At 42.1% G+C, this 21685-nt stretch carries 18 protein-coding genes and 1 pseudogene; 16 read left to right on the top strand and 3 right to left on the bottom strand.

The window, feature by feature from the left end:
* Window positions 1–39: 39 nt before the first annotated feature.
* The 4 genes from parA (at window position 40) to JMY05_RS13505 (ending at window position 2614) form a co-directional block, all read left to right on the top strand.
* Entirely contained in the window at window positions 40–678 is a 639-nt protein-coding gene (gene parA / locus JMY05_RS13490; RefSeq protein WP_045448057.1) for a ParA family partition ATPase, read from the top strand.
* A 3-nt stretch (window positions 679–681) separates the two neighbouring features.
* Window positions 682–891, top strand: a complete 210-nt coding sequence (locus tag JMY05_RS13495) for a plasmid partition protein ParG (RefSeq protein ID WP_045448060.1) — start codon at window positions 682–684, stop codon at window positions 889–891.
* 356 nt (window positions 892–1247) lie between these two features.
* Complete coding sequence (locus JMY05_RS13500) at window positions 1248–1442, top strand: hypothetical protein (RefSeq protein ID WP_140412949.1); 195 nt, start codon at window positions 1248–1250, stop codon at window positions 1440–1442.
* Window positions 1443–1687: 245 nt separating this feature from the next.
* Window positions 1688–2614: a cation diffusion facilitator family transporter gene (locus tag JMY05_RS13505; protein ID WP_087813585.1), complete on the top strand. Its 927-nt coding sequence runs from the start codon at window positions 1688–1690 to the stop codon at window positions 2612–2614.
* A 186-nt stretch (window positions 2615–2800) separates the two neighbouring features.
* Here JMY05_RS13505 and lnt read toward each other — a convergent pair whose 3' ends face one another.
* Window positions 2801–4369, bottom strand: a complete 1569-nt coding sequence (lnt, locus tag JMY05_RS13510) for an apolipoprotein N-acyltransferase (RefSeq protein WP_045448063.1) — start codon at window positions 4367–4369, stop codon at window positions 2801–2803.
* 239 nt (window positions 4370–4608) lie between these two features.
* Between lnt and JMY05_RS14000 the strand changes: the two genes are divergently transcribed.
* Complete coding sequence (locus JMY05_RS14000) at window positions 4609–5259, top strand: DUF411 domain-containing protein (protein WP_011513677.1); 651 nt, start codon at window positions 4609–4611, stop codon at window positions 5257–5259.
* A 796-nt stretch (window positions 5260–6055) separates the two neighbouring features.
* A complete protein-coding gene (locus JMY05_RS13520; protein WP_011513678.1) occupies window positions 6056–6778 on the top strand; it encodes a CHAP domain-containing protein in 723 nt (240 codons plus the stop codon).
* 148 nt (window positions 6779–6926) lie between these two features.
* On the opposite strand, the gene cadR is transcribed toward JMY05_RS13520, so the two are convergent.
* Window positions 6927–7337: a Cd(II)/Pb(II)-responsive transcriptional regulator gene (gene cadR / locus JMY05_RS13525; RefSeq protein ID WP_011513679.1), complete on the bottom strand. Its 411-nt coding sequence runs from the start codon at window positions 7335–7337 to the stop codon at window positions 6927–6929.
* 142 nt (window positions 7338–7479) lie between these two features.
* Between cadR and JMY05_RS13530 the strand changes: the two genes are divergently transcribed.
* From JMY05_RS13530 to JMY05_RS13575, 10 genes and pseudogenes are all read left to right on the top strand, one after another.
* Window positions 7480–9696 carry a heavy metal translocating P-type ATPase gene (locus JMY05_RS13530; RefSeq protein ID WP_011513680.1) on the top strand — a complete coding sequence of 739 codons (2217 nt, stop codon included), beginning with the start codon at window positions 7480–7482 and terminating at the stop codon, window positions 9694–9696.
* Window positions 9697–9817: 121 nt separating this feature from the next.
* Window positions 9818–11866: a heme lyase CcmF/NrfE family subunit gene (locus tag JMY05_RS13535; RefSeq protein WP_087813586.1), complete on the top strand. Its 2049-nt coding sequence runs from the start codon at window positions 9818–9820 to the stop codon at window positions 11864–11866.
* The gene (locus tag JMY05_RS13540; protein ID WP_082638013.1) at window positions 11867–12529 is read left to right on the top strand and encodes a DsbE family thiol:disulfide interchange protein; all 663 of its coding nucleotides are present in this window, start codon (window positions 11867–11869) and stop codon (window positions 12527–12529) included.
* Window positions 12530–12612: 83 nt separating this feature from the next.
* Window positions 12613–13095, top strand: coding sequence for a cytochrome c-type biogenesis protein (locus JMY05_RS13545; RefSeq protein WP_020443538.1), 483 nt, complete (start codon window positions 12613–12615; stop codon window positions 13093–13095).
* Complete coding sequence (ccmI, locus tag JMY05_RS13550; RefSeq protein WP_045448072.1) at window positions 13092–14372, top strand: c-type cytochrome biogenesis protein CcmI; 1281 nt, start codon at window positions 13092–13094, stop codon at window positions 14370–14372. The genes JMY05_RS13545 and ccmI overlap by 4 nt, the downstream gene beginning before the upstream one ends.
* 141 nt (window positions 14373–14513) lie before the next feature.
* Window positions 14514–15221: a signal peptidase II gene (gene lspA, locus JMY05_RS13555; RefSeq protein WP_045448075.1), complete on the top strand. Its 708-nt coding sequence runs from the start codon at window positions 14514–14516 to the stop codon at window positions 15219–15221.
* 245 nt (window positions 15222–15466) lie between these two features.
* Window positions 15467–15829 carry a DUF3817 domain-containing protein gene (locus JMY05_RS13560; protein ID WP_087813587.1) on the top strand — a complete coding sequence of 121 codons (363 nt, stop codon included), beginning with the start codon at window positions 15467–15469 and terminating at the stop codon, window positions 15827–15829.
* A gap of 547 nt (window positions 15830–16376) precedes the next feature.
* Window positions 16377–16970: a recombinase family protein gene (locus JMY05_RS13565; RefSeq protein ID WP_011959997.1), complete on the top strand. Its 594-nt coding sequence runs from the start codon at window positions 16377–16379 to the stop codon at window positions 16968–16970.
* A 306-nt stretch (window positions 16971–17276) separates the two neighbouring features.
* Window positions 17277–18860, top strand: coding sequence for a Fic family protein (locus JMY05_RS13570; RefSeq protein WP_087945737.1), 1584 nt, complete (start codon window positions 17277–17279; stop codon window positions 18858–18860).
* Between the two features lie 483 nt (window positions 18861–19343).
* Window positions 19344–20225: pseudogene (locus JMY05_RS13575) on the top strand (IS982 family transposase).
* Between the two features lie 116 nt (window positions 20226–20341).
* Here JMY05_RS13575 and JMY05_RS13580 read toward each other — a convergent pair.
* Window positions 20342–21631: a hypothetical protein gene (locus JMY05_RS13580; protein ID WP_036599449.1), complete on the bottom strand. Its 1290-nt coding sequence runs from the start codon at window positions 21629–21631 to the stop codon at window positions 20342–20344.
* Window positions 21632–21685: the final 54 nt, after the last annotated feature.

Genomic DNA, 21685 nt, shown 5'->3' on the forward strand with positions numbered 1-21685 from the left:
TACTTATATACTCAATACATACTACAGGGATCTGTATTTATGAAGGTAATCGCGGTATTAAATCAAAAGGGTGGTAGCGGTAAGACTACCATCGCAACGCATTTGGCTCGTGGCTTACAACTAAAAGGTCATAGTGTTTTGTTGGTGGATAGCGACCAGCAGGGCAGTGCGCGTGACTGGAGAGCGGTTGATGAAGACAATCCGGTACCAGTGATCGGGCTTGATAGACCAACACTTGATAAAGATTTAAAAAGCGTTTCTGATAAAGATTACGTGGTGATCGATGGATCGCCGCAAGCTACTAGTTTGGCCATTTCAGCTATTAAAGCCGCAGATTTTATATTGATTCCGGTGCAGCCGAGCCCCTATGATATCTGGGCGACCAGCGATTTGGTTGATCTGGTGCAGCAGCGTATAGAGATGATGGATGGTCAACTAAAGGCGGCGTTTGTCGTATCACGTGCTATTCAAAACACCAATATAGGTAAGGAAGTCGCGACAGCACTACTGGATTACAATCTTCCAGTGTTAGAAACTAGAGTTATACAGCGTGTTGCTTATCCTAACAGTGCTGCCCTTGGTAAAACAGTATTTGATACCGAATCGCCTAACAGCAATGCGATACAAGAGATAACTGCATTAGTCAGTGAGATTCAAACATTTTTTGGTGAGGAGTAGGTCATGAGTTTATCAGCAGGTCGCCCTAGTAAGAACGTTAAGGATCAGTTAGCTCTATCGGATGTGACGGACAGTCCCAAAAAGACGGTACGCGTGAATTTTAATCTAGATGAAGATAAACACATTGCGCTCAAACGGTACGCGCTTGAAAGCCGAAAAACGGTTACTGAGCTGTTGACTGAAATGATTGATGAAAAGTTGGTTGAACGATAGATATAAAAAATCGGATTTTTTATACCTAAAAAAAGGATATGTATAAAAAACTCAAAAAACTATATATATCATCGAACGCTGTGTACCTTTCTAGTATCATCAGATGCTTGTTTTCTTAAGCCAGACGTAGAAGCAAGCTGCAAAAAAAATGCCCATGGCAAAACAAGCACTGTTTCCTATATCAGTACCATATAATAGAACCAAAAACGGTTAGCAGTGCTAAGGTATATTGCCCTTAATCAAAGCGTACTCAATAACGATTTAAGTTACACAAAATATAAGGGGCTTCTAGCCCCATCATTATTCTGAACCGCCCCGAGATTGTCGGAGACTCAACTTTCTGAGAGAATACGACAATGAAAAGACAAACCTACACTCCTGAGATTAAAAAACGCGCCGTTCGCATGCTGATTGAAGCATTAAACGATTACACCTCTATGTGGTCAACCATTCAAGTTATAGTACTGAAAATAGAATCTACTTTTGGAACATTGTGGTCATGTCATAAAAAGCGCACTAATGAAACCATACTAACCAACATTCAAGACTAAGCTACACATACTAAAGAGCTTGAACGTGAAAATAAGAAGCTTACGTAAGCCAGTTAGATTACAGTAAAAGCCGCTTTTTTCGCCCAAGGAGAGATAGGACATACAATCCAGTTGTGGCTCAGTTTATTGATAACAATAAGTGTGTCTACGGTATTAGAGCAATATTGACTGTGCAATATAGAAGATATGCAATAAAATTATTTTCTACCTTTAATAAAATGCAGCAACCTAAACAAGGGTAAATTATGAGTAATTCAGATAACCACAGTCACCAAGCTCCAAACCCTAAAAATATGAATAAGGCTTTCTATATTGGAATTGGTCTAAATTCTGCATTTACGCTCATCGAGTTCATAGTGGGCTACTCAACTAATTCATTAGCTTTAATCGCAGACGCTAGCCACAACTTAAGTGATGTTGCCAGTTTAATAATCTCGTTAATTGGAATGAAATTAGCACAGAAAGCATCTACTACGCTTTATACCTATGGCTACAAAAAAGCTTCTATAATGGCTTCTCTTATTAACGCCATATTGTTAGTTACAATCGTTATAGGTATTGCGTATGAGGCCTTGGGTCGATTTGATACCATACCGGAAGTTGCAGGAAAAGTTATTATTATTACAGCTCTAATAGGTGTATTTATAAATACTGTTTCTGCTTTTGCATTCTACAAAGGTCAAAAAGACGATATTAATGTTAAAGGTGCTTTCTTGCATCTAATGGTAGATGCATTGGTCTCTGTAGGTGTCGTTATCTCGGGCATTATTATTTACTATACAAGTTGGAATATCGTTGATCCTCTAGTTAGCTTGATTATTTCAGTCGTGATACTGTTATCGACTTGGGGTCTACTAAAAGAGAGTATCAAGCTTGCTATTGACGGAGTACCTCAAAATGTTGATCTCAGTAAAATCACTGCTATCTTAGAGAGCTATAAATTTATTCAAAACTTTCATCATCTGCACATCTGGGCCTTGAGTACCACTGAGAATGCTCTGACAGTTCATATCGTACCGAAGAGCGATGTGACATTAGAAGAGACTCTTATTATGAAAGAAAATATTAAGGAAGATTTGGCGCATCAGAATATACAACATGCAACTATTGAATTTGGTATTAAGGCAGATGACAATCAAAAATCGCGTGCATTAAATGAAAGTATCAACTAAAAGATGATAGACCGTATATAGCTATCTCTTTTTAAGTATGAGGCGCGTGCTTTATGTCGACATAATTTTTTCAATCAGTTCTTATGTGATCAATAGTTTAAAACTTTTATATTTACGTGCGTTAGGACGTTACCTAGAAAAAATAAAAAACTTACGCTGATTAAATTATTATAATTAAGTTTACTATTACCCTCGTCCTCTAAGTGTGGTTAGACCTTTGCCAAAATAGCTTAGTAGTAATAACAGAGTTATTATTATCAAGATAGGATAATTTCCCATAAGCATAAAGGGAGTGTTACCAACCCGTGCCTGTATCTCACCACGTAGTACAGTACGCTCAAACTGCGGTGCGCGTTCTACAATACGACCTTTATGGTTAATGATAGCGGTAACACCAGTATTGGTCGCTCGAATAAACCAGCGCCCGTTCTCAAGCGCGCGCATTTGTACCATTTGCAAATGTTGCAATGGTCCTGCTGAAGTGCCAAACCAGGCATCGTTAGAGACCGTCAACAAAAAGTCAGTATCGATGGCATTTTTACGCGTGGTATCTGGATAAGCTACCTCATAACAGATAGCCGTCCCTATATTGTGTCCACGCACCTGTAGCGGTGACTGCTGATCACTACCGCGACTATAGCTCTTAATATCCTGACTACCGGCCAAACTTGGGAAAATATCGAGCACGCCTTCAAATGGAATATACTCTCCAAAAGGCACCAGACGCTGCTTCTTGTATAGGCCTTCCGCTTCTACACCTCGAGCAATCACGCTATTGTAAAATGGGGGATACTTATCCGTACTGGCATTGAATGCCGCTTTATCCTTATAAGGGATACCAGTTATCCATGTCGTATTGGTCGCATTAGCCATTTCTATCATTTCACTAATAAAGCCCGCAGCCTCATCCTGAAACATCGGAATAGATGATTCAGGCCACACCACAACATCACGTCCCCACTCAGTGCGCGTTAACTTCGCATAAATCTTTAGCGTTTCTACTTGATATTGAGTCAGCCACTTTATATCTTGTGAAATATTACCTTGAATCAATGACACTGACAGATCAGGTGTGCCCTTAGGTTTTGTCCATTGCGGATTGACCAGCCATAATGATGTGCTAATGGCCAATAACAGTACAGAAACGACGGCATAACTACTGCGCCGAAGCAGTAGCTCTACTAAACTTGCAGCCAATAGTATGGCAACAAAAGAGACGGCAAAAACACCAGCAACGGGTGCTAAGGACGATAACCAATACTCTTCAGTAAACGCATAACCAACAAACAGCCACGGAAAGCCTGTGAATAACCAAGTTTTTAACCATTCTTGTAGCACCCAAAGAGCAGCAAATGAAAAGGGTTGTTTGCCTACCATACGGTTAAAGGCTAGTGCTAAAAATCCATGAAACAGTCCCATACCGAGACCCATCAATCCAATCATAATCAATGCGAGCCACGTTGGAGTATCGCTATAATCATGGATAGCTGTATAGAGCCAAAAGCCGCCGACGCACCATAGCCCCATACCGTAAGCTTCACCGATAATAAAAGCGCGACGACCACTCATATTTGGCACCAACAGCGCATATAAAATCGCTGGTGACACTATTGCTAGCGGCCAGAACCCATAAGGCGATAATGCAAATAAAAAAATAGCCCCTGCAAGCCATGCTGCTACTAGCGTAAGCCATAGCGGTAATTGATTTAAGTGAGTACTCAAACGCTTTTGTAGACTAATAGTAGACAGGTGCATCGCAAATTATCCAAAATTATGAGCCTTGAATTTTTAATCAAAATCCAAAACTCAGATAGACCCGTTAATACTACAGGCAGCATTTCAAAATAAAAACTGCTTATGATACCAGTCCGCACTGCTCAATGTATAAATTTACGTACCCCGTTTGATGGGTTATTATGCTACATTACCAAACGATATGAAGTGTTACTTGACCTTCTATAGCTCACAATATCTACAGTACATGAGAGAGCACTATGACCCCCTTAAAAATAAAATCCAGTCTTATATTCAATCGTCATCTGTCTAAGGGGTTGCGTGGTACGCTGGTGTTACTTGCCGCCTCATCACTATTTGCTTGTAGCCAACCGAGTAGTGGCGTATCTGATGCAAACACAACATCAGTAACAACCGAAAATGCAACAGCTATCACTTTAAAGGAAGATGAACCAAACGCTAAAAGTGCTCACATGATGACAAGGTCAGTAAGTAAACCAGACCTACTAAAAAACGTCTCAGCTACGGTCTATAAAGATGCCAATTGCGGCTGCTGTAAAGAATGGATAAGTCATGCAGAAGATAATGGTCTAAGTGCAACCGCGCAAGATGTTGCGGACTTAGCCGTATTTAAAGAGCGCTACAGCGTTCCAACTGAGATGCGTTCTTGCCATACTGTAGTCACTACTGATGATTACGTCTTTGAAGGTCATGTACCTGCTAAGTATATGGCGCAGTTTTTAGAAAATCCGCCAGTACAAGCTATGGGTCTTGCCGTACCTGGCATGCCTGTTGGTAGCCCAGGTATGGAGTATCAAAATAAATTCATGCCCTATCAGGTTATGCAGCTCAATAAAGACGGGACGACCCAAGTTTATGCTGATATTGAATCGGTAGAGCAGCAATTATAGTGTGTTAGCAGTTAAGAATACTTTGATTATAGTGTTAGCGTTAAAAGTAAATGAGGCAGGTATAAGACTGTTCTATTGCTTATAAAATGATTCTTCATCAAAAAAATCATTAGCTATTGCGACTTTAAAAGCAAAAACAACTTTGAATTTGTAACTTTTGATGACAATGTAAGCGGATTTATCGGTTATTAACCCTTAAAATAGATAAATAATTAAGGGTTAATACAAGAATATACAGGATGTATCGAAACAATTACGTAATATTACATAAGCCAGTAGGGAATTAACATCTATATTAATATTATAAATTATTATATTATCTTAATAATTAGTTAGACCCTATATAGGGTAATTACTTCATCAATAAAAAAACGTCTGAGGGTTAAATCTGTAATTTAGATTTAACCCTCAGACGTTTTTTTGCTTATAAAACAGTAGAAATTGTTGTCAATTTAGTCAGCTATATTCTGTATATGTTACACAAACTTACATTGTAAAATGTGGAATATTAGCAATTTTTTCAACATCAAAAAAGTATTTTTGGGGTTTTTAAGGGTGATGACAGGCTAAACAGCCTATGCTAAAGTCGGCTTTGTGTTTTGGCCAGCAGCTTGATTTGCAACAGCTTCGTAAGACTTCAATGATGCTGTGATCGCCAATAATCATTTTTTATATGAATAATATGCAGCAGAAGTATCAGTCACTATGACGTATATATACTTGAGTTGTTGAAATTTAATTGACTGCGCTGTTGTTGATAACAGACCATTTTGAATTAACCGTAGGTATTAGATTTATGAAACAGGCTTTATTGATTTTGTCAGTACTGGGTATGGGCATAGCACAAACGAGTGGTGCTGCTATCACAATCTCTCAAACAAATAATACCATCACCAATACTTCTGTGGCATCAAACTACGGTTCATCAAAAAACATCTATAGCACTAGCAGTGGTGCTTATGTTTCTAGTAATGACGAAATCAGTCAAGCTATTAGCAACCTAAGTGCGCAGGCTAAGCAAAAAGAGAGTCGGCTTTCATCATTAAACAGCCGCTTATACGCTGAAAAACAACAGCAGCAAGTCAATACAGTTCCTGATAGCAATTCAGCCCCCGCTATCGCTGCTGCTCGTGCTTCACGAGTGGCTCTATCTGGTAGCTCTGGATACTGTGCCCGTTACGTACGTAAAGCACTACAATCAGCAGGTTATGAGTTCACCCCCAATCCTTCAGCCTATCAGTACGCCACTCGTGGCACGCTTGATAAAGCAGGTTTTAGCAAAATCAGTAATGATATGCCAACCCAAGTAGGTGATGTTATTGTCTATGATCGCTCATCAAAGCGTCCACATGGCCATATCCAAATCTTTGATGGCGAAAACTGGATTTCTGATTTCCGTCAGAACAGCATCAGCCCATACAGTGGTGTCTATGCTTATACCACATGGCGTGATTCAAAATACGTGGATGACGCATCCGCATCAGATCGGAATATCTACCTTGCTATGAATGATAAATAAGACCTGATAAGTCAGCACAACATAGTTATTATTTCCTCCAACCCCAGTAGTGATCTTAATATCATTGCTGGGTTTTTTTGTGCTTAACATCAGGGTGTATTTAACCTTTCATGATTTGATCAGTCAGAAATGAACACTACTAATATCATTACTCATGACAAGAATTATCGGCAAGAGCCTTTAATATCCCACATGATACCGCTGGTGCACTACTTGCACATTTCTGGCGCAAAACAGTCAAGTGCTGCTTTAAGTGCATCAGTTCTTCCATTCGTATTTCTACAGCATAAATTTGCTTATCTAGTAAGGAGCTCACATCACCACAGTCTTTATCAGGTTCCTCCCAAAACTCAAGTAAGATTCGTACTTCGTCTAGAGCCATGTCAAGCGTACGGCAGTGTAGGATAAATTGTAGACGCTCAATGTGCTCTTCATTATATAAACGATAATTCCCTGCGCTGCGAGAAGGCTCAGGTAATAAGTGCTCCTTTTCGTAATAGCGAATGGTTTCCACTGTGGCACCTGTGCGTTTAGCGAGCTCACCAATTTTGATTGTCATAATAACCTCTATGATTTAAATAATTAAAGTGGCTATAAAGACTGGCGCTAGAGAAATTAAATTTTCAAAACTGAAGATAGACAACCTTGACTCTAAAGCCACTAGAGGGTTCATAATACCATTATTCAAAGGGTAAATTATTATGAAATATCATATTGAAGGTATGGACTGTGCCAGTTGCATCGGCAAGATTGAAACGGCTTTGAAACGTATGCCTGGGGTTTCTGATGTTGAGCTAAATTTTGCTACAGAAACGCTAGAGCTAAGCTTGGCCCCTGATGCGCCGACTCAGGCTAGTGATATTGAAAAAACCATCAAAAGCCTAGGGTTCGGTATATCTGCCAATACTGGTCAACAAACTGTATCGGCTATTGATATTGACAGCGACAATCAGATGGCTCCGCAGGATAAGCGGTGGTGGCAAACTCAAAAAGGCAAACAGGTTGTTGGTCTCGGTATTTTGATGGGCAGCGCTTATGCACTGTCACTACTGTTCCCCGCTTATGGGATATGGGTGTTTGCCATCGCTGTGATTGTAGGCGTTTTTCCATTTGCACGCAAAGCCTTAGCACTGGCTAAAACAGGTTCATTCTTTTCAATTGAAACGCTGATGTCCGTCGCCGTGCTTGGCGCACTTATCATTGGTGAAGCTGAAGAGGCCGCAGCGGTTGTCTTTTTGTTCTCAATCGGTGAACTGTTTGAGAGTATCGCTGCTGATCGCGCTCGCGCTGGCATCAGAGCCTTATCATCGCTGGTTCCGAAAAGTGCGATTTTACTTGATGCTCAAGGTGGGCAGCGTAACGTTCCAGCGACTTCACTACAAGTGAATGACCTTGTGCTGGTGCGTCCTGGAGATAGGGTATCTGCTGATGGTTCCATTGTTCAAGGTGCGTCCAGCCTTGATGATTCGCCCGTGACGGGAGAGTCTGTTCCTGTTGCCAAGACGATGGGTGACAATGTATTTGCAGGGTCAATTAACATCGATGGTGTGCTCCAAGTGCGCGTAGAAAAGACAGCCGCCGATAACACTATTTCGCGCATTATTGATTTGGTAGAGCAAGCGCAAGCTTCCAAAGCACCCACTGCCCGTTTTATTGAGAAATTCAGTCGTTACTATACACCGGCTGTGATGGCTATTGCCGCCCTAATTATCATCGTCCCACCGTTAACCATGGGCGGAGATTGGTCAACTTGGTTATATCGAGGTCTAGCCTTATTATTGATCGCTTGTCCTTGTGCTCTTGTGCTCTCAACACCAGCTGCTATCGCCTCTGGTCTAGCGGTCGGTGCGCGCCGCGGCTTGCTGATCAAGGGCGGTAGTGCTTTAGAAACCATCGGCCAAGTGAAGACAGTCGCTTTTGACAAGACAGGCACTTTAACTGAAGGTAAACCACGCGTGACCGATGTTGTTGACATTACACAAGAGTATTCAAGTGTTCAAGGTCAGGATTCTCAGGATCAGGGTTCTCAAGGTAAAGATAAGGTATTGGCGCTCTTTGCCAGTGTGGAGACAGGTTCTAGTCACCCGCTTGCTGAAGCTATTGTCAGTCATGCCAAAGCCGCCAAAGTTGTCATACCTGTGGCTTCTAAAGCTTCTGCTACTGCGGGTAAAGCGGTACACGCAACTATCGCTGGGCGCGCGCTAGCTATCGGTTCGCCTGTTTATGCCGCAGATGAGGCATCAATTTCAGCCGAGCAACAGGCACAAATCGAGGCGCTGCAAAATGAGGGCAAGACCGTCTCAGTTCTTTTCGATGAGCAAAGTCGAGAAGTGCTTGGATTGGTCGCACTAAGAGACGAGTTACGAGACGACGCTCATGAAGGTGTGGCTCAACTTAAAGCGATGGGTGTGCGCTCCGTCATGCTAACAGGCGACAACCGCTTAACCGCTCAAGCACTTGCCAGTAATTTAGACGTGGAATGGGAAGCTGAGCTGTTGCCTGAGGACAAACTGCGCTTGCTTAACGAGATGAAGAATAACAGCAAAATAGCGATGGTGGGTGATGGTATTAACGATGCGCCAGCACTAGCAACCGCTGATGTTGGCATCGCGATGGGTGGTGGTACCGATGTGGCCATTGAGACGGCCGATATCGCATTATTAAAAAGTCGTGTTACAGACATGGCCCATCTGATTGCACTTTCGCGTGCCACCATGCGCAACATTCATCAGAACGTCATTTTCGCTTTAGGTCTCAAAGGCGTCTTTCTGATCACGACCGTATTCGGCATTACTGGACTATGGATTGCGGTTCTAGCTGATGCTGGAGCAACAGTGCTCGTTACTCTCAATGCGTTACGTTTACTGCGCTTTAAAGGCGCGCCTCCACTGGTAACTCCGCCTAAAGTAGTTAAATAAAACCCTTCGAAATCAATTAAAAACTAGAGATAGCAGCAGATTTCGGGGGTGGGTTCTAATAATAAAAATTCCACCGCTACAGTAAACTGCAACCGCATTAGAGTAAATAAGGTTAGACCGTATGTTGATTACAGAATTGGGCTATTTTGCCTTGCTTACCGCTTTTGTATTGGCGTTATTGCAGGTAATTCTGCCAACTATTGGTGTTATTCGTAACCAAGTTGCTTGGCAACGACTAGCCCCTAGCTTAGCTTGGGCACAGTTTGCCGCCATGATAACGTCATTTGGCGCTTTGATAGCAGGTTTTTATTATAATGATTTTAGCCTCAGTTACGTCGCGCAGCATTCCAATACGCTGTTGCCTTGGTACTATAAATTATCGGCGACATGGGGCGGACACGAGGGCTCTTTGCTGCTATGGATGACCATCATGGCCACATGGTGTGCACTGGTATCATACTTTAGTCGCGGCTTGCCGTTATCAATGCGTGCGCGGGTATTAGTTATTTTGGCCGGTGTACAGTTAATGATGCTAACAATGCTGATATTTACCTCGTCACCGTTTGAGCGTACCTTACCCAATCTAGCGGTCGATGGCGCTGATTTAAATCCTGTCCTACAAGATTTCGGTCTGATTATTCATCCGCCCATGTTATATATGGGCTATGTGGGTATGGTAGTGCCTTTTGCATTTTGTATGGCGGCATTGTGGGAAGGGCGTTTAGATGCTGCTTGGACACGCTGGTCACGTCCATGGGCGCTCGCGGCTTGGGGATTTTTGACCATTGGTATTGCACTGGGCTCGTGGTGGGCCTACTACGAGCTTGGCTGGGGCGGTTGGTGGTTTTGGGATCCGGTAGAGAACGCCTCGTTTATGCCTTGGCTTGTCGGCTTAGCATTGCTGCATTCATTAGCAGTCACTGAAAAGCGCGGGGTGTTTAAAGCATGGACCATCATGCTGGCTATTTTCGCTTTTGCCTTAAGCTTGCTTGGCACGTTCCTGGTACGCTCTGGAGTCCTTACCTCAGTGCATTCGTTTGCCGCTGATCCGACGCGTGGTTTGGTCATCTTAGCTATTCTTGGCATTATCATCGGTAGTGGTCTATTAATGTTTGCCGTTCGCGGTTGGCGTTTGACGGTTGAGAGTCAGTATCAGCTGGTTTCGCGCGAGTCTTTCTTAGTCATTAATAACGCTATTATCTTGATTGCAACGCTCGTGGTATTGCTCGGTACACTTTATCCTATTATCGCTGATGCCTTTAGTCTCGGTCAGGTATCTGTAGGGCCTCCATACTTCAATGCGCTGTTTGTGCCTTTGACATGGCTGTTGTTAATCGCTATGGGTATGGGCTCTAATATTCGCTGGAAACAAGATAAGCGTCCGTTACTAGGGGTGGGTATCGCCATTGCCGCTAGTAGTATCGTATTGGCTGCTATTATCGCCTACTTTACCAGTCCATCTGCTATGTTCAATATTGGCGTGACTTTAGCGGTGAGCTTTTGGGTACTGCTATGGATGATCGTTGACTTTAGAGACAAAACCAAGAACGCCCCTAATTTCTTTAAAGGTCTGCGTCAGCTGCGTCTGAGCTATTGGGGTCAACAGACTGCTCATATTGGCGTATTGGTTGCTGTCATTGGCATAGCCTTTACTAGTAGCTTGAGTATTGAGCGTGACGTAGCAATGGGTATTGGCGATACAGTCAATGTTCAAGGTTACGATTTTGAAGTAACTGAATTTTTTGAAATAAAGGGGAGTAACTTTGATGCAACGCAAGCTGAGGTTGTAGTGACTAAGAATGGCCAAGAAGTGGCAACGCTATATCCTGAAAAACGTACGTATATTATCAGCACTATGCCAACAACTGAGGCCGCTATTGACCCCAATCTTATGCGCGATGTTTATGTCGCACTGGGCGAACCTATTGCCGATGGTAGTAACCAATGGGCATTAAGGATTTATGTAAAACCATTAATTCGCTGGATTTGGTTAGGGGCAATTATCATGGCTCTAGGTGGATTAATTAGCATGCTTGATAAACGATACCGCATCAAAAAAGTTAAAGCTCCATTGCTAGTTACTGGTGATCTGGCTACTGATGGAGTCAATGAGGTAGCTATTGAACAGGCAATCTCAGCATCGACGATGTCGACACTAAAGGAGAAATAAATGACTATGTCGAATAATACTCCTGAGCAAAAAGATAGCCAAAACAGTAAGCAGCGTAACCCAAAGACAATGAAAAAAAAGCAGACGAAGCTATGGTTCTTAATTCCGCTTATCCTCTTTTTTGGTTTGGTAGTTATATTGTACATGCGCTTAGGTAAACCAACAGACATTGTGACCAATACCGCTCTTGAGCGTCCGGTTCCTACCTTTGAGCTGCCGTTATTAGCAGATACTACCCGTACTATCACCAATGATAATTTGCCGGATAAGCCGTTTTTACTTAATGTTTGGGGCTCATGGTGCCCAACTTGCGTTATTGAGCATCCGTTTTTAATGCAACTAGAAGAGCGCGGCGTTGATATCGTTGGTGTGAATTATAAGGATGAGATTGGTAATGCGCTCAGTTACTTAAACCGAGGCGGTGATCCATTTTCTATGTCTATTCAGGATTCATTGGGTCAGTTTGCTCTAGACTTAGGCATAACTGGTGCGCCCGAAACCTTTGTTGTGGATGGAGATGGCATCATTCGTCAGCATATTGTTGGTGAGGTTAATGAAGCCAATTGGCAACAGCGTGTTAAGCCGTGCCTGACCGTACTTAATGAGGCTAATAAGAACAACGATAGTCCTGATCTCATTCAGGTTGAGGAGATGTGCAAATGAACGTTATTCGAATAAGAGCTCCTCAACTAAAACCCAATATAGTTTTAAAACTAGCAAGCTTAATACTAGCGTGTCTGCTTAACATGACGGCAAACGCAGCTATTGACGTATACGATTTTGACTCACCACAGCAAGAAGCTCAGTATCGTGGATTAATAGAAGAGTTTCGCTGCCCAAAATGCCAAAATCAAAACCTTGCAGCCTCTGATGCACCGATTGCACAGGATCTAAAGCAAAAAGTCTATGATTTAATTAAAGATAGACGTAGTGATGCTGAAATACGCGTCTATATGCAAGAGCGCTACGGTGACTTTATTAGCTACAAGCCGCCTATGCGACCATCAACATGGATCCTATGGTTTTTTCCACCACTATTATTGCTCGTCTTAATTATTGGTTGGTTTTGGCAAAGTAAGCGTCGCCAAGTTGTTGCCCGTGGTCAAAGCGGCGTCACAGTGAACAGTACTGCTGCCTTGACCTCTACGGAAAAGGCTGAGCTTGATCGTCTATTATCGCAAGCTGAGAGTGTCGACCACGACATTACTAGCCTAGAGGACAAAAAATGACTCTATTTTCTACTTTTGGCTTATTTGTAACTCTAAGCTTGCTGATTGCTCTTATATTTGCGCTGATTGCTATTATGCCATGGCTACGAGCACCGCGTTTGCAGTCCAAACCAATAGACAATCAACTGCTAGATATTAATGTTGCAGTATTTCGCGAACGTTTAGCTGAGCTACAAACAGATAAAGACAGCGGTACTATTAATAATAGCCATTATCAAAATCAAAAGCTGGAGCTTGAGCGTCAGCTATTAGATGCGCAGCGTCAGATAACACCTATGGTCACCCCTGATGTCAAAAGCCGTTTAATTGTCGCAGCTTGGATCCCAATATTGGCTGCAATGGCGTATTTACTAATAGGCAATCGTACGCCCGTGTTTGATTTGTGGACAGCTGAGGACAAAGTAGGACAAGTGGCTGACGACCTATTGACAGCTAAAATTGACAAGCCGCCATCATGGGCGTTTGAAGATGGTCGTCAACTGATTAGCGCCATGCAAACCAATGTTCATCGTAATGCTGATGATCCTAATCGCTGGATGCGCCTATCCGAGCTTTTCTTATCTATGGAGGCAACTGATTCTGCGCTGGAAGCCTTATCTCGTGCCTATCGTTTAGCTCCTGAAAATGAAGAAATCGCCACCACTTATGCTCAGACTAGCTTTTTCGTTAATGAAGGTCAGTTAGACGCCAATATTCGCCGTGTATTACAAGCTATATTAGCTAAGAATCCGCAGCATGAACGGGCTCAAATGCTCATGGCAATGGGTGAGACTCGTAGTAGTAACTTTGCCCAAGCGCAAGGTTGGATTAAACGCTTACAAGGCAGCATTGTGGCCAAACCAGGTGATCATACTAAAGCTTTAGCAAGCTTAGATGAGTTAAGCAACTACGTTAGCACGCAAGAAAAGCAAGCGCTAGAAGGTATTGACGTGACAGTGAAAATTAACGCTAATTTATTACCGTTAGTGAAAGCTGATGATGTGTTGTTTGTTGCGATACGTGACGTTAAAGGAGGTCCACCGTTTGCCGCCAAACGTTTACCCATTAGTGTTATTGAGCAAGGTGAGGCCAGTATCCGCTTAAGCAATCTTGATGCGATGATGCCAGATCGCACGTTAAATTCAGCTCGTAGTGACAAAACTCAGTTAGCAGTCGTTGCTCGTATTAGTCATAGCGGTAATGCCATAGCAGAGTCAGGCGACTTATCGGGTAATCCGATAGTGATTAGTGCTGAACAGACTCAGGTTAATATTGAAATCAATCAACAGATTCCCTAATAAAAAATTATTACCGTAAGTTTCATAATACCAGAGCGGTAAGTGGAGCCGTTTTTAAAAGTGGCGCTATTAATAGTCGTATACTAAAAACATATACGTTTAACATTGTTCATTGTATAAACACAGATAAAGAAAACAACTATGACTGAATCTACCGACAGATTAGATAGTACTAAATTGAATAGCGTTGAATCGGCTAGTACTAATATTGCTGACAATAAAGTACCTATAGCTGTGAGTAGTACTCATCAATCAATTGACTCTAAAACCATGAATCATACGCCTAAAGCTATGTACGTAACCTCAGGCAACTCGATAACACCTAAAGGTAAGTTGAATAAAATGCCAAAAATGGTTGCCAATGGCAGTCGCGCTTTTATCTGGTATTTGTTGGCGATAATGGTATTAATACTTGATCAATGGACTAAGTGGTTGGCCCAAACCAAATTAGCGTTCAATGACCCCGTACCGGTCATTGAACCATTTCTCAACTGGACACTCGCTTATAACTATGGGGCAGCATTTAGCTTTTTAGCCGACGCTGGCGGTTGGCAGAAATGGTTTTTCTCAGGCTTAGCTTTTGTAATGGCTATCTTTTTAACGGTTTATTTAATCAAAGCGCCACGTGCAGCCAAGCTATTGTCCATGGGGTTAGCCTTAATGCTCGGTGGTGCGATTGGCAACTTAATCGATCGTTTAAGAATTGGTAAAGTGGTTGACTTTATCCATGTGCATTATGCTGATGTCTGGAATTATCCTATTTTCAATGTTGCAGATATAGGTGTCTGTGTCGGTGTCGCATTGATTATAATTGACATGATATTTTTAGAAAGTAAGCGTAATAAATAAGCACATTGATGCCGATTATCACAAACAAAATGAACTAGCGTCGTAGTCACTCTATACGGAAAAATACTTTTTATACTTGAGTATGTTTATAAAATGTGAACTGGAAGGTAATGTATGACTGGTATAGGTACTCACTCATTTTAGGTCTTAAAACCCAATACTTAAAAGCTCTGCGTAGAGCCATTATTATAGAGACATTGAATAATCCATAAATTCTTTATTGATCATAACAAAAGGAAAATACAGTGTCACAGGCTCAGCCAACTATTGAAAAAATTCACAGCCTTAGAAAAAAACAAGAGACCGCGTTAAAAAGTCTTACCCTTATAGGCTACCTAGAAGGCACCTCTTTCTTATTATTGCTCTTCATCGCCATGCCACTAAAATATATGCTGGATATTCCAGAAGGTGTGAAATACATCGGTATGGCACACGGTATTTTGTTTATTACCTATATCATAATACTTATAGGCTCAGCTATCAAAATGAAAATGCCTCTTTGGGCAATACCTGCGGGCGTACTCGGCTCACTCTTACCTTTTGGCCCATTTATATTCGATCATTTACTAAAAAATAACTTACAGAAAAGTGTAAGTAAAGAAGCCTAGAACAAGCTCTGCTACAAATGATACAAATGATACAAACGTATATTATTACTCAAGATTATTTTTCCTAACTAAATTACAAGCCGCCATCACTCATCATGGCGACAAATGAATAATATTGAGCAGAAATTAATCACAATAAAACTTTGATTCAGACCCAGTATGAATAGTCTTACACTCTAGTTACTTTTCCAACTTATCTTACATACTATCGACAAACCCGTCTTGTTTAAAAGCTAAACAGGTTTTGTCATCCGCGATGGATTTCCTGTTATCGTAGGGTATACCCCAAGGAAACCAGTTATTTTACCTTTCAAACCTATTAACAGACTACTTAAAGCAGACTGTTAGCATGGAACCATCTATAACAGACTTTTGAATTATAAGACTGGCTGCTGTGCTTTTTTCCTATCATTAGCCTATACCCAAAACATAAAACCTTTAAATGATAATCTATCTATCATTAGACTTTTTATATTATTAAATGATAGTAATATCTTGTTATTATCAATGAGCACTAATTATTAAGTCTAAATAATAGAGGTGGGTTATGACTGTTCGTATTTATGTGAGAGCCAGCACTAAGGATCAAGACGCTACCAGAGCATTGGCTGATTTGGTGGCTTTCAGTACAAGTTATGATGATAACCATGTTGAGTACGTCGAGCATTTCAGTGGTACAAAGCTCGATAGACCATTATTAGCCAAGCTGCTAAAGGACGCTGAGCAAGGCGATATTCTACTGGTTGAAAGCGTGGATAGATTAAGCCGATTATCTCAAGATGATTTTGCAATTCTAAAGCAGCGTATCAAAGACAAAGGCTTGCGATTGGTGGTGGCTGATCTACCAACGACGCATACAGTTAATAATGGCATGACAGGTGAGATCCTAACAGTGATTAACCATATGCTGATCGACTTATTAGCAACGATGGCAAAGCTTGATAACGACAAGCGTAGAGAGCGTATCAAGCAGGGATTGGCTAACAGTGGCTATAAGCCCTCCGGTAAGAAGCCTAATACAACGAAACACAATCGTATTAGAGAATTAGACAGTCAAGGCAATATGACAAAAGAGGAAATCGCTAAGGCAGTTGGTGTTGGCGTAGCTACTGTTTACCGGGTGTTAAAGCCAGGCTCATAGCTGAGGTATTTTATTTTATTTTTGTTCATAAACAGCTGATATATAAGGCTTTACACGCGAGGCAAGAAGGCTTTATTTGCAGAAATAGGTACTCTATTACTACGTAGCTGTGTTAAGAACGGTGTATTTTCATCATTCAATTTCGTTCAATTATGCCCACTTAAAACGCCCTTCGATCTTTATCTAAAGACATCACAGCGTCATATAAAAATCGATTTAATGCAATGAGGCTTCATTATAATCATTATATTGCATTCATAATCGCTTTTCTGCAAAATGGCTTATCTATAATCGCTTGAGCCCCTCATGATGAATACCCCTACTTCAGACCCTATTGGCGCAGCATGGCTTATCCGTTATGCCAGCATCGAGCTGGTTTCGCCTTTATATGTCAGCAGTAGTATCGGTGGGCGCAGGCAAACCTATAAAGACGGTGATGTCATCCATAATGCTTATCAGGAAACCGCGCGTCCACTGGACACGATCATTGCGCACTTACAGTTTCACATGCGTCATGAAGTACTGAATTTGGAGTTACTGGCTCGTCTGTTTGAGCAGATAGGGGCTAATGACGTACAAGCATGGGTAAACGCTGAGCCCACAGGCAGCTATGCCCGTAGAATGGCTTTCTTGTATGAATGGCTCATGGGTCAGCAGTTAGCAGTACCGAGTAATTTAGGCGGTAACTATGTGGATGCTCTAGATGCTAAGAAGCAGGTTACTTCAAGCCCTGCGCATGTCATAAAGAATGCTCGTTGGCGTATCAATGACAATCTTGCAGGAACCCGTCATTTCTGTCCTCAATTGGTGAAAACAGAGTTGTTTACGCAAGCCGCTGCACTCGATATTGCCACAATGGTTGACAAGCTGAACGATGAATTTGGGCAAGACTTACTGATGCGTGCCTCCGTATGGATGACATTACGAGAGAGTAAAGCCAGTTTTACTATAGAAGGTGAAGGGAAAGAGTTAAAACGTATTGAACGTTTCGCCGATGTGATGGCACGGCGTACCGGCAAGGGCGATATTCCGCTTGATCCTGAGTCGCTAGCAGAGTTGCAACAAGAGATACTTGGTAGCAAAACGGTCATCCAGCAGTATGGCGTCCGTCAATCTCCAGTTTTTGTGTCGCATACCCAGGTGAATGGCTTTAAAGAAATTGTGCATTATATCGCGCCACCTGCTGATGACATTGCTAATAAGCTAGCAGGATTACAGGTATTTATGGAGAAGACTGAGGGACAATCAGCACTGATGCGTAGTGCTGTTGTCTCCTTTGCCTTTGTGTATATTCATCCATTAGCGGATGGCAATGGCCGCGTACATCGCTTTTTAATTAATGATGTCCTTAGACGAGACCAAGTCATTCATGAGCCGATTATCCTACCTATATCACAAGCCATTGCTGAGCATCCCTCAGACCGTCATGCCTATGATAAAATCTTAGACCGTGTCTCTGTGCCCCTTATGAAGCAAATCCGTGATCATTACAGCTTTGATAAACAAGCGATTACTTACCCTGATGGTATTCGCTCAAACTTAAATTTTGAAGACAGTCACCTTATTCAACCGGCATGGCGCTTTATGGACCTGACGCCTCATGTTCAGTACTTATCAGGACTGATTGCGCATGTTATTGAAAAAGAGATGCATAACGAGTCACAGTACCTAAGACAACATGACCATGCACGACTGGCGATAAAAGAGATTATTGAGATGCCCAACAGCTATGCCGATAGAATCATTCGCAGCATGCTACAAAATAAAGGTGCTAAAAGTAATAAGCTACTTAAGGATTATCCGTTTTTGGCAAATGAGGCAGTTTGGGATGACATTTTTGCTGTCGTTGTAGAAACCTTTAAAGATGAGACAGATGATTTGAATAGGTAGGGGAAACCCTGCTATACGCAGGGAAGCCTACTTTGATAATCAATCTGGTATAAATATCATCGTTGCGATGATGATTCGGCTATAAGAGATTCGGCTGAAATACCATAGCCTAAAACGTAATCAATATTTTTCTTGACCCTATTTACGCTAATAAACTACTTAAAACAGACTGTATAAAAGGAACTGCTGATAACAGACCATTGTAATTTGACAAGCCTTGATACAGATAGTCAAAATGATTTTGAGTATTTGAGTATTTGAGTATTTGAGTATTTGAGTATTTGAGTATTTGAGTATTTGAGTATTTGAGTATTTGAGTATTTGAGTATTTGAGTATTTGAGTATTTGAGTATTTGAGTATTACTTCGCTTCTTTAGTTATGATAACCCCAGTTCGGGATAAGCGCTCAAAAAAGATAAAAAAGAAGTCCAAAGTTGCTAAAGTAAGTTTACCAAGACAAACTTCACAACAAGGACTTCTTACATGGACAACCTAACCGAACTATACTGCCATATTGACGACTTTTATTAGCAATTCAAACCTGAGTTTGACGCTCACTTAATCGCAACGGGACACCAAAGGTTAAGAGCATGCCAGATAAGTGTAGCAGAGATTATGACCATCTTGGTACTGTTTCATCAACGGCGGTATCGACAGTTTAAGTCTTTTTACTACCACCATATGCATGGCATGATGAAACAGGAGTTTCCAAACCTGCCGAGCTACTCACGATTTATAAAGCTTATGCCGCGCAGTATCATGCCACTGTGTGCCTACTTGCAAAGCATGATGGGCGACTGTACAGGTATCAGCTATATTGATTCAACCAAGATAGCAGTTTGTCATAACAAACGTATCTACCGTCATAAAGTCTTTAAGGGACTTGCAACCCGAGGCAAAAGCAGCATGGGCTGGTTTTACGGCTTTAAGCTGCACGCCATTATCAATCACAAGGGCGAGCTTGTATCTGTTAAAGTCACTGCGGGTAATACGGATGACAGAGTGCCTGTTAAGGATATGGCAACGCCTGTGTTTGGCAAGGTGTTTGGGGATAGAGGCTATATCAGTAAAGCACTGAACGAGTGGCTCACAAAACACAGTGATACTAGGCTGATAACGAAACTTCGGCGTAATATGAAACCGCAAGTACTCAAGCCGATAGATGAGGCGCTACTCAATCATCGCTCTTTGGTTGAGACGGTGTTTGGGGAGCTGAAAAACTTGTGTCAGATTGAGCATTCACGCCATCGTAGTGTCACGGGTTTTATTACAAACTTGCTGTCAGGTTTGATTGCTTATCGCTGGTTTCCCTATAAACCCACCATCAAAAACATGCCTCAGCAAGGGCAGGTGGCTACATTGTAAATAGTATCAATGAGTTACAATGTGGCTTATCCCGAACTGGGGTTAGGTAAGAAGAATATTGAATTAGTTAACCGGACTTATAACAGCCTAATGCCATCTAAATAAGACCTAGACGATCACACCTGAAAGACAGGCGCGAATCCACCGCCTGGCGTACGGAAGTTAGTCACCTGACCTTGATACACACGCGCAGCAGGTAGTAACAGTTTTCCGCCATACGTATAAAGACGTATATCTACCTTTCTTGTTGTTACGATGTCATCAATTTTGAGTGATCTCTCTCCTGCAGGGACAAAGGTCTGTGCGATATAATCTTCATCCAGAATGTTTTCGAAGACGCGTCGAGTCAGTTTGCTACCGCGATAAACGCCTTTGCTTCCATGACCAGCAACTGGCTTAAAAAACAGTTGCCGCCGAGTAAGCCACAACTCTGCTGCATCGTCTCTTGATACAATCTTAGTCCTCGGTACAGACCTTTCGAGGCACTCCACTGCAGCCTCATCCAGACCCCAAGAGCGCAATATTTGGGAGTCTGATAGCAATGTCAGGTTTTGCTTATTGGCCAACATAGCATGTACGCGGGGATTGGGTGTCACTACCACAGCACCCTCTAAATAAGCCTGCTTAAGCAATACATGGTCAGGGTCCTCAAATGCAAAGTCGACAAGCCGATTGTAAATCATATCGATTTTCTGGCCATGGGCTGTTAACGTACCGTCGATATACTCGAGTTCAGAGGGATCAAGTATCACAGTATCAATACCTCTAGCTTGGAGCAGTTGACAGGCTAACTCAAACTCTAAGAACATGAACTGACTCTCGGGGTCATTGTCCACAATGGCTATCCGATTGGGCATAGCAACAGCGGACTGTCGCTGCCATTCCTGTTTGAACATGTCAAACACTGCTTCCTCGAACCTATCTAGCATTTGATTGGTTGCAGCGCTTTGCTCTGAGGGGTTGCAACAGCGTTTTTGTGCGCGAGCGAGCAACACATTCAGAAATGCGCCACCGGCATTAGTATTGACCTCGATGAGCTGAGGTCCATCGCTACCCAAGTGAAAGTCATAACCCATGAGGGCCCCTATTGGGCCTGGGTCGAAAGCAGCTATTTCTGGTGCCCACGACAGCACTTGCTCTTGATACAATGGCAGTTCGGCAGCTGACTCGATAGCCCTGACGATTCGCTCCATCGCCTCTATCTCTGTTTTGGGAACGAACACGGGTGTTGCTGAAAAAAGCTTATTAAGCTCGTTCGCTCCTATTGGATTGTTTCTAGTTTCTACCAATTGATCTTGAAGGCTTGTATTAAGCGCTTTACGATCAAGGGTAATGCAGTAGCACTCTTGGTTAAGTCGATTTGCAAGACCGTCATTTTTTTCGTTGTTATTAGTTGGGTGTTCCATTTAGAGTCCGTCGCTAAGTAGAGTACTCACGCTGACATACTCTAGTAAAAAGTA

Origin of the sequence: Psychrobacter sp. JCM 18902, from assembly GCF_904846615.1 — a bacterium.
Classification (GTDB): domain Bacteria; phylum Pseudomonadota; class Gammaproteobacteria; order Pseudomonadales; family Moraxellaceae; genus Psychrobacter.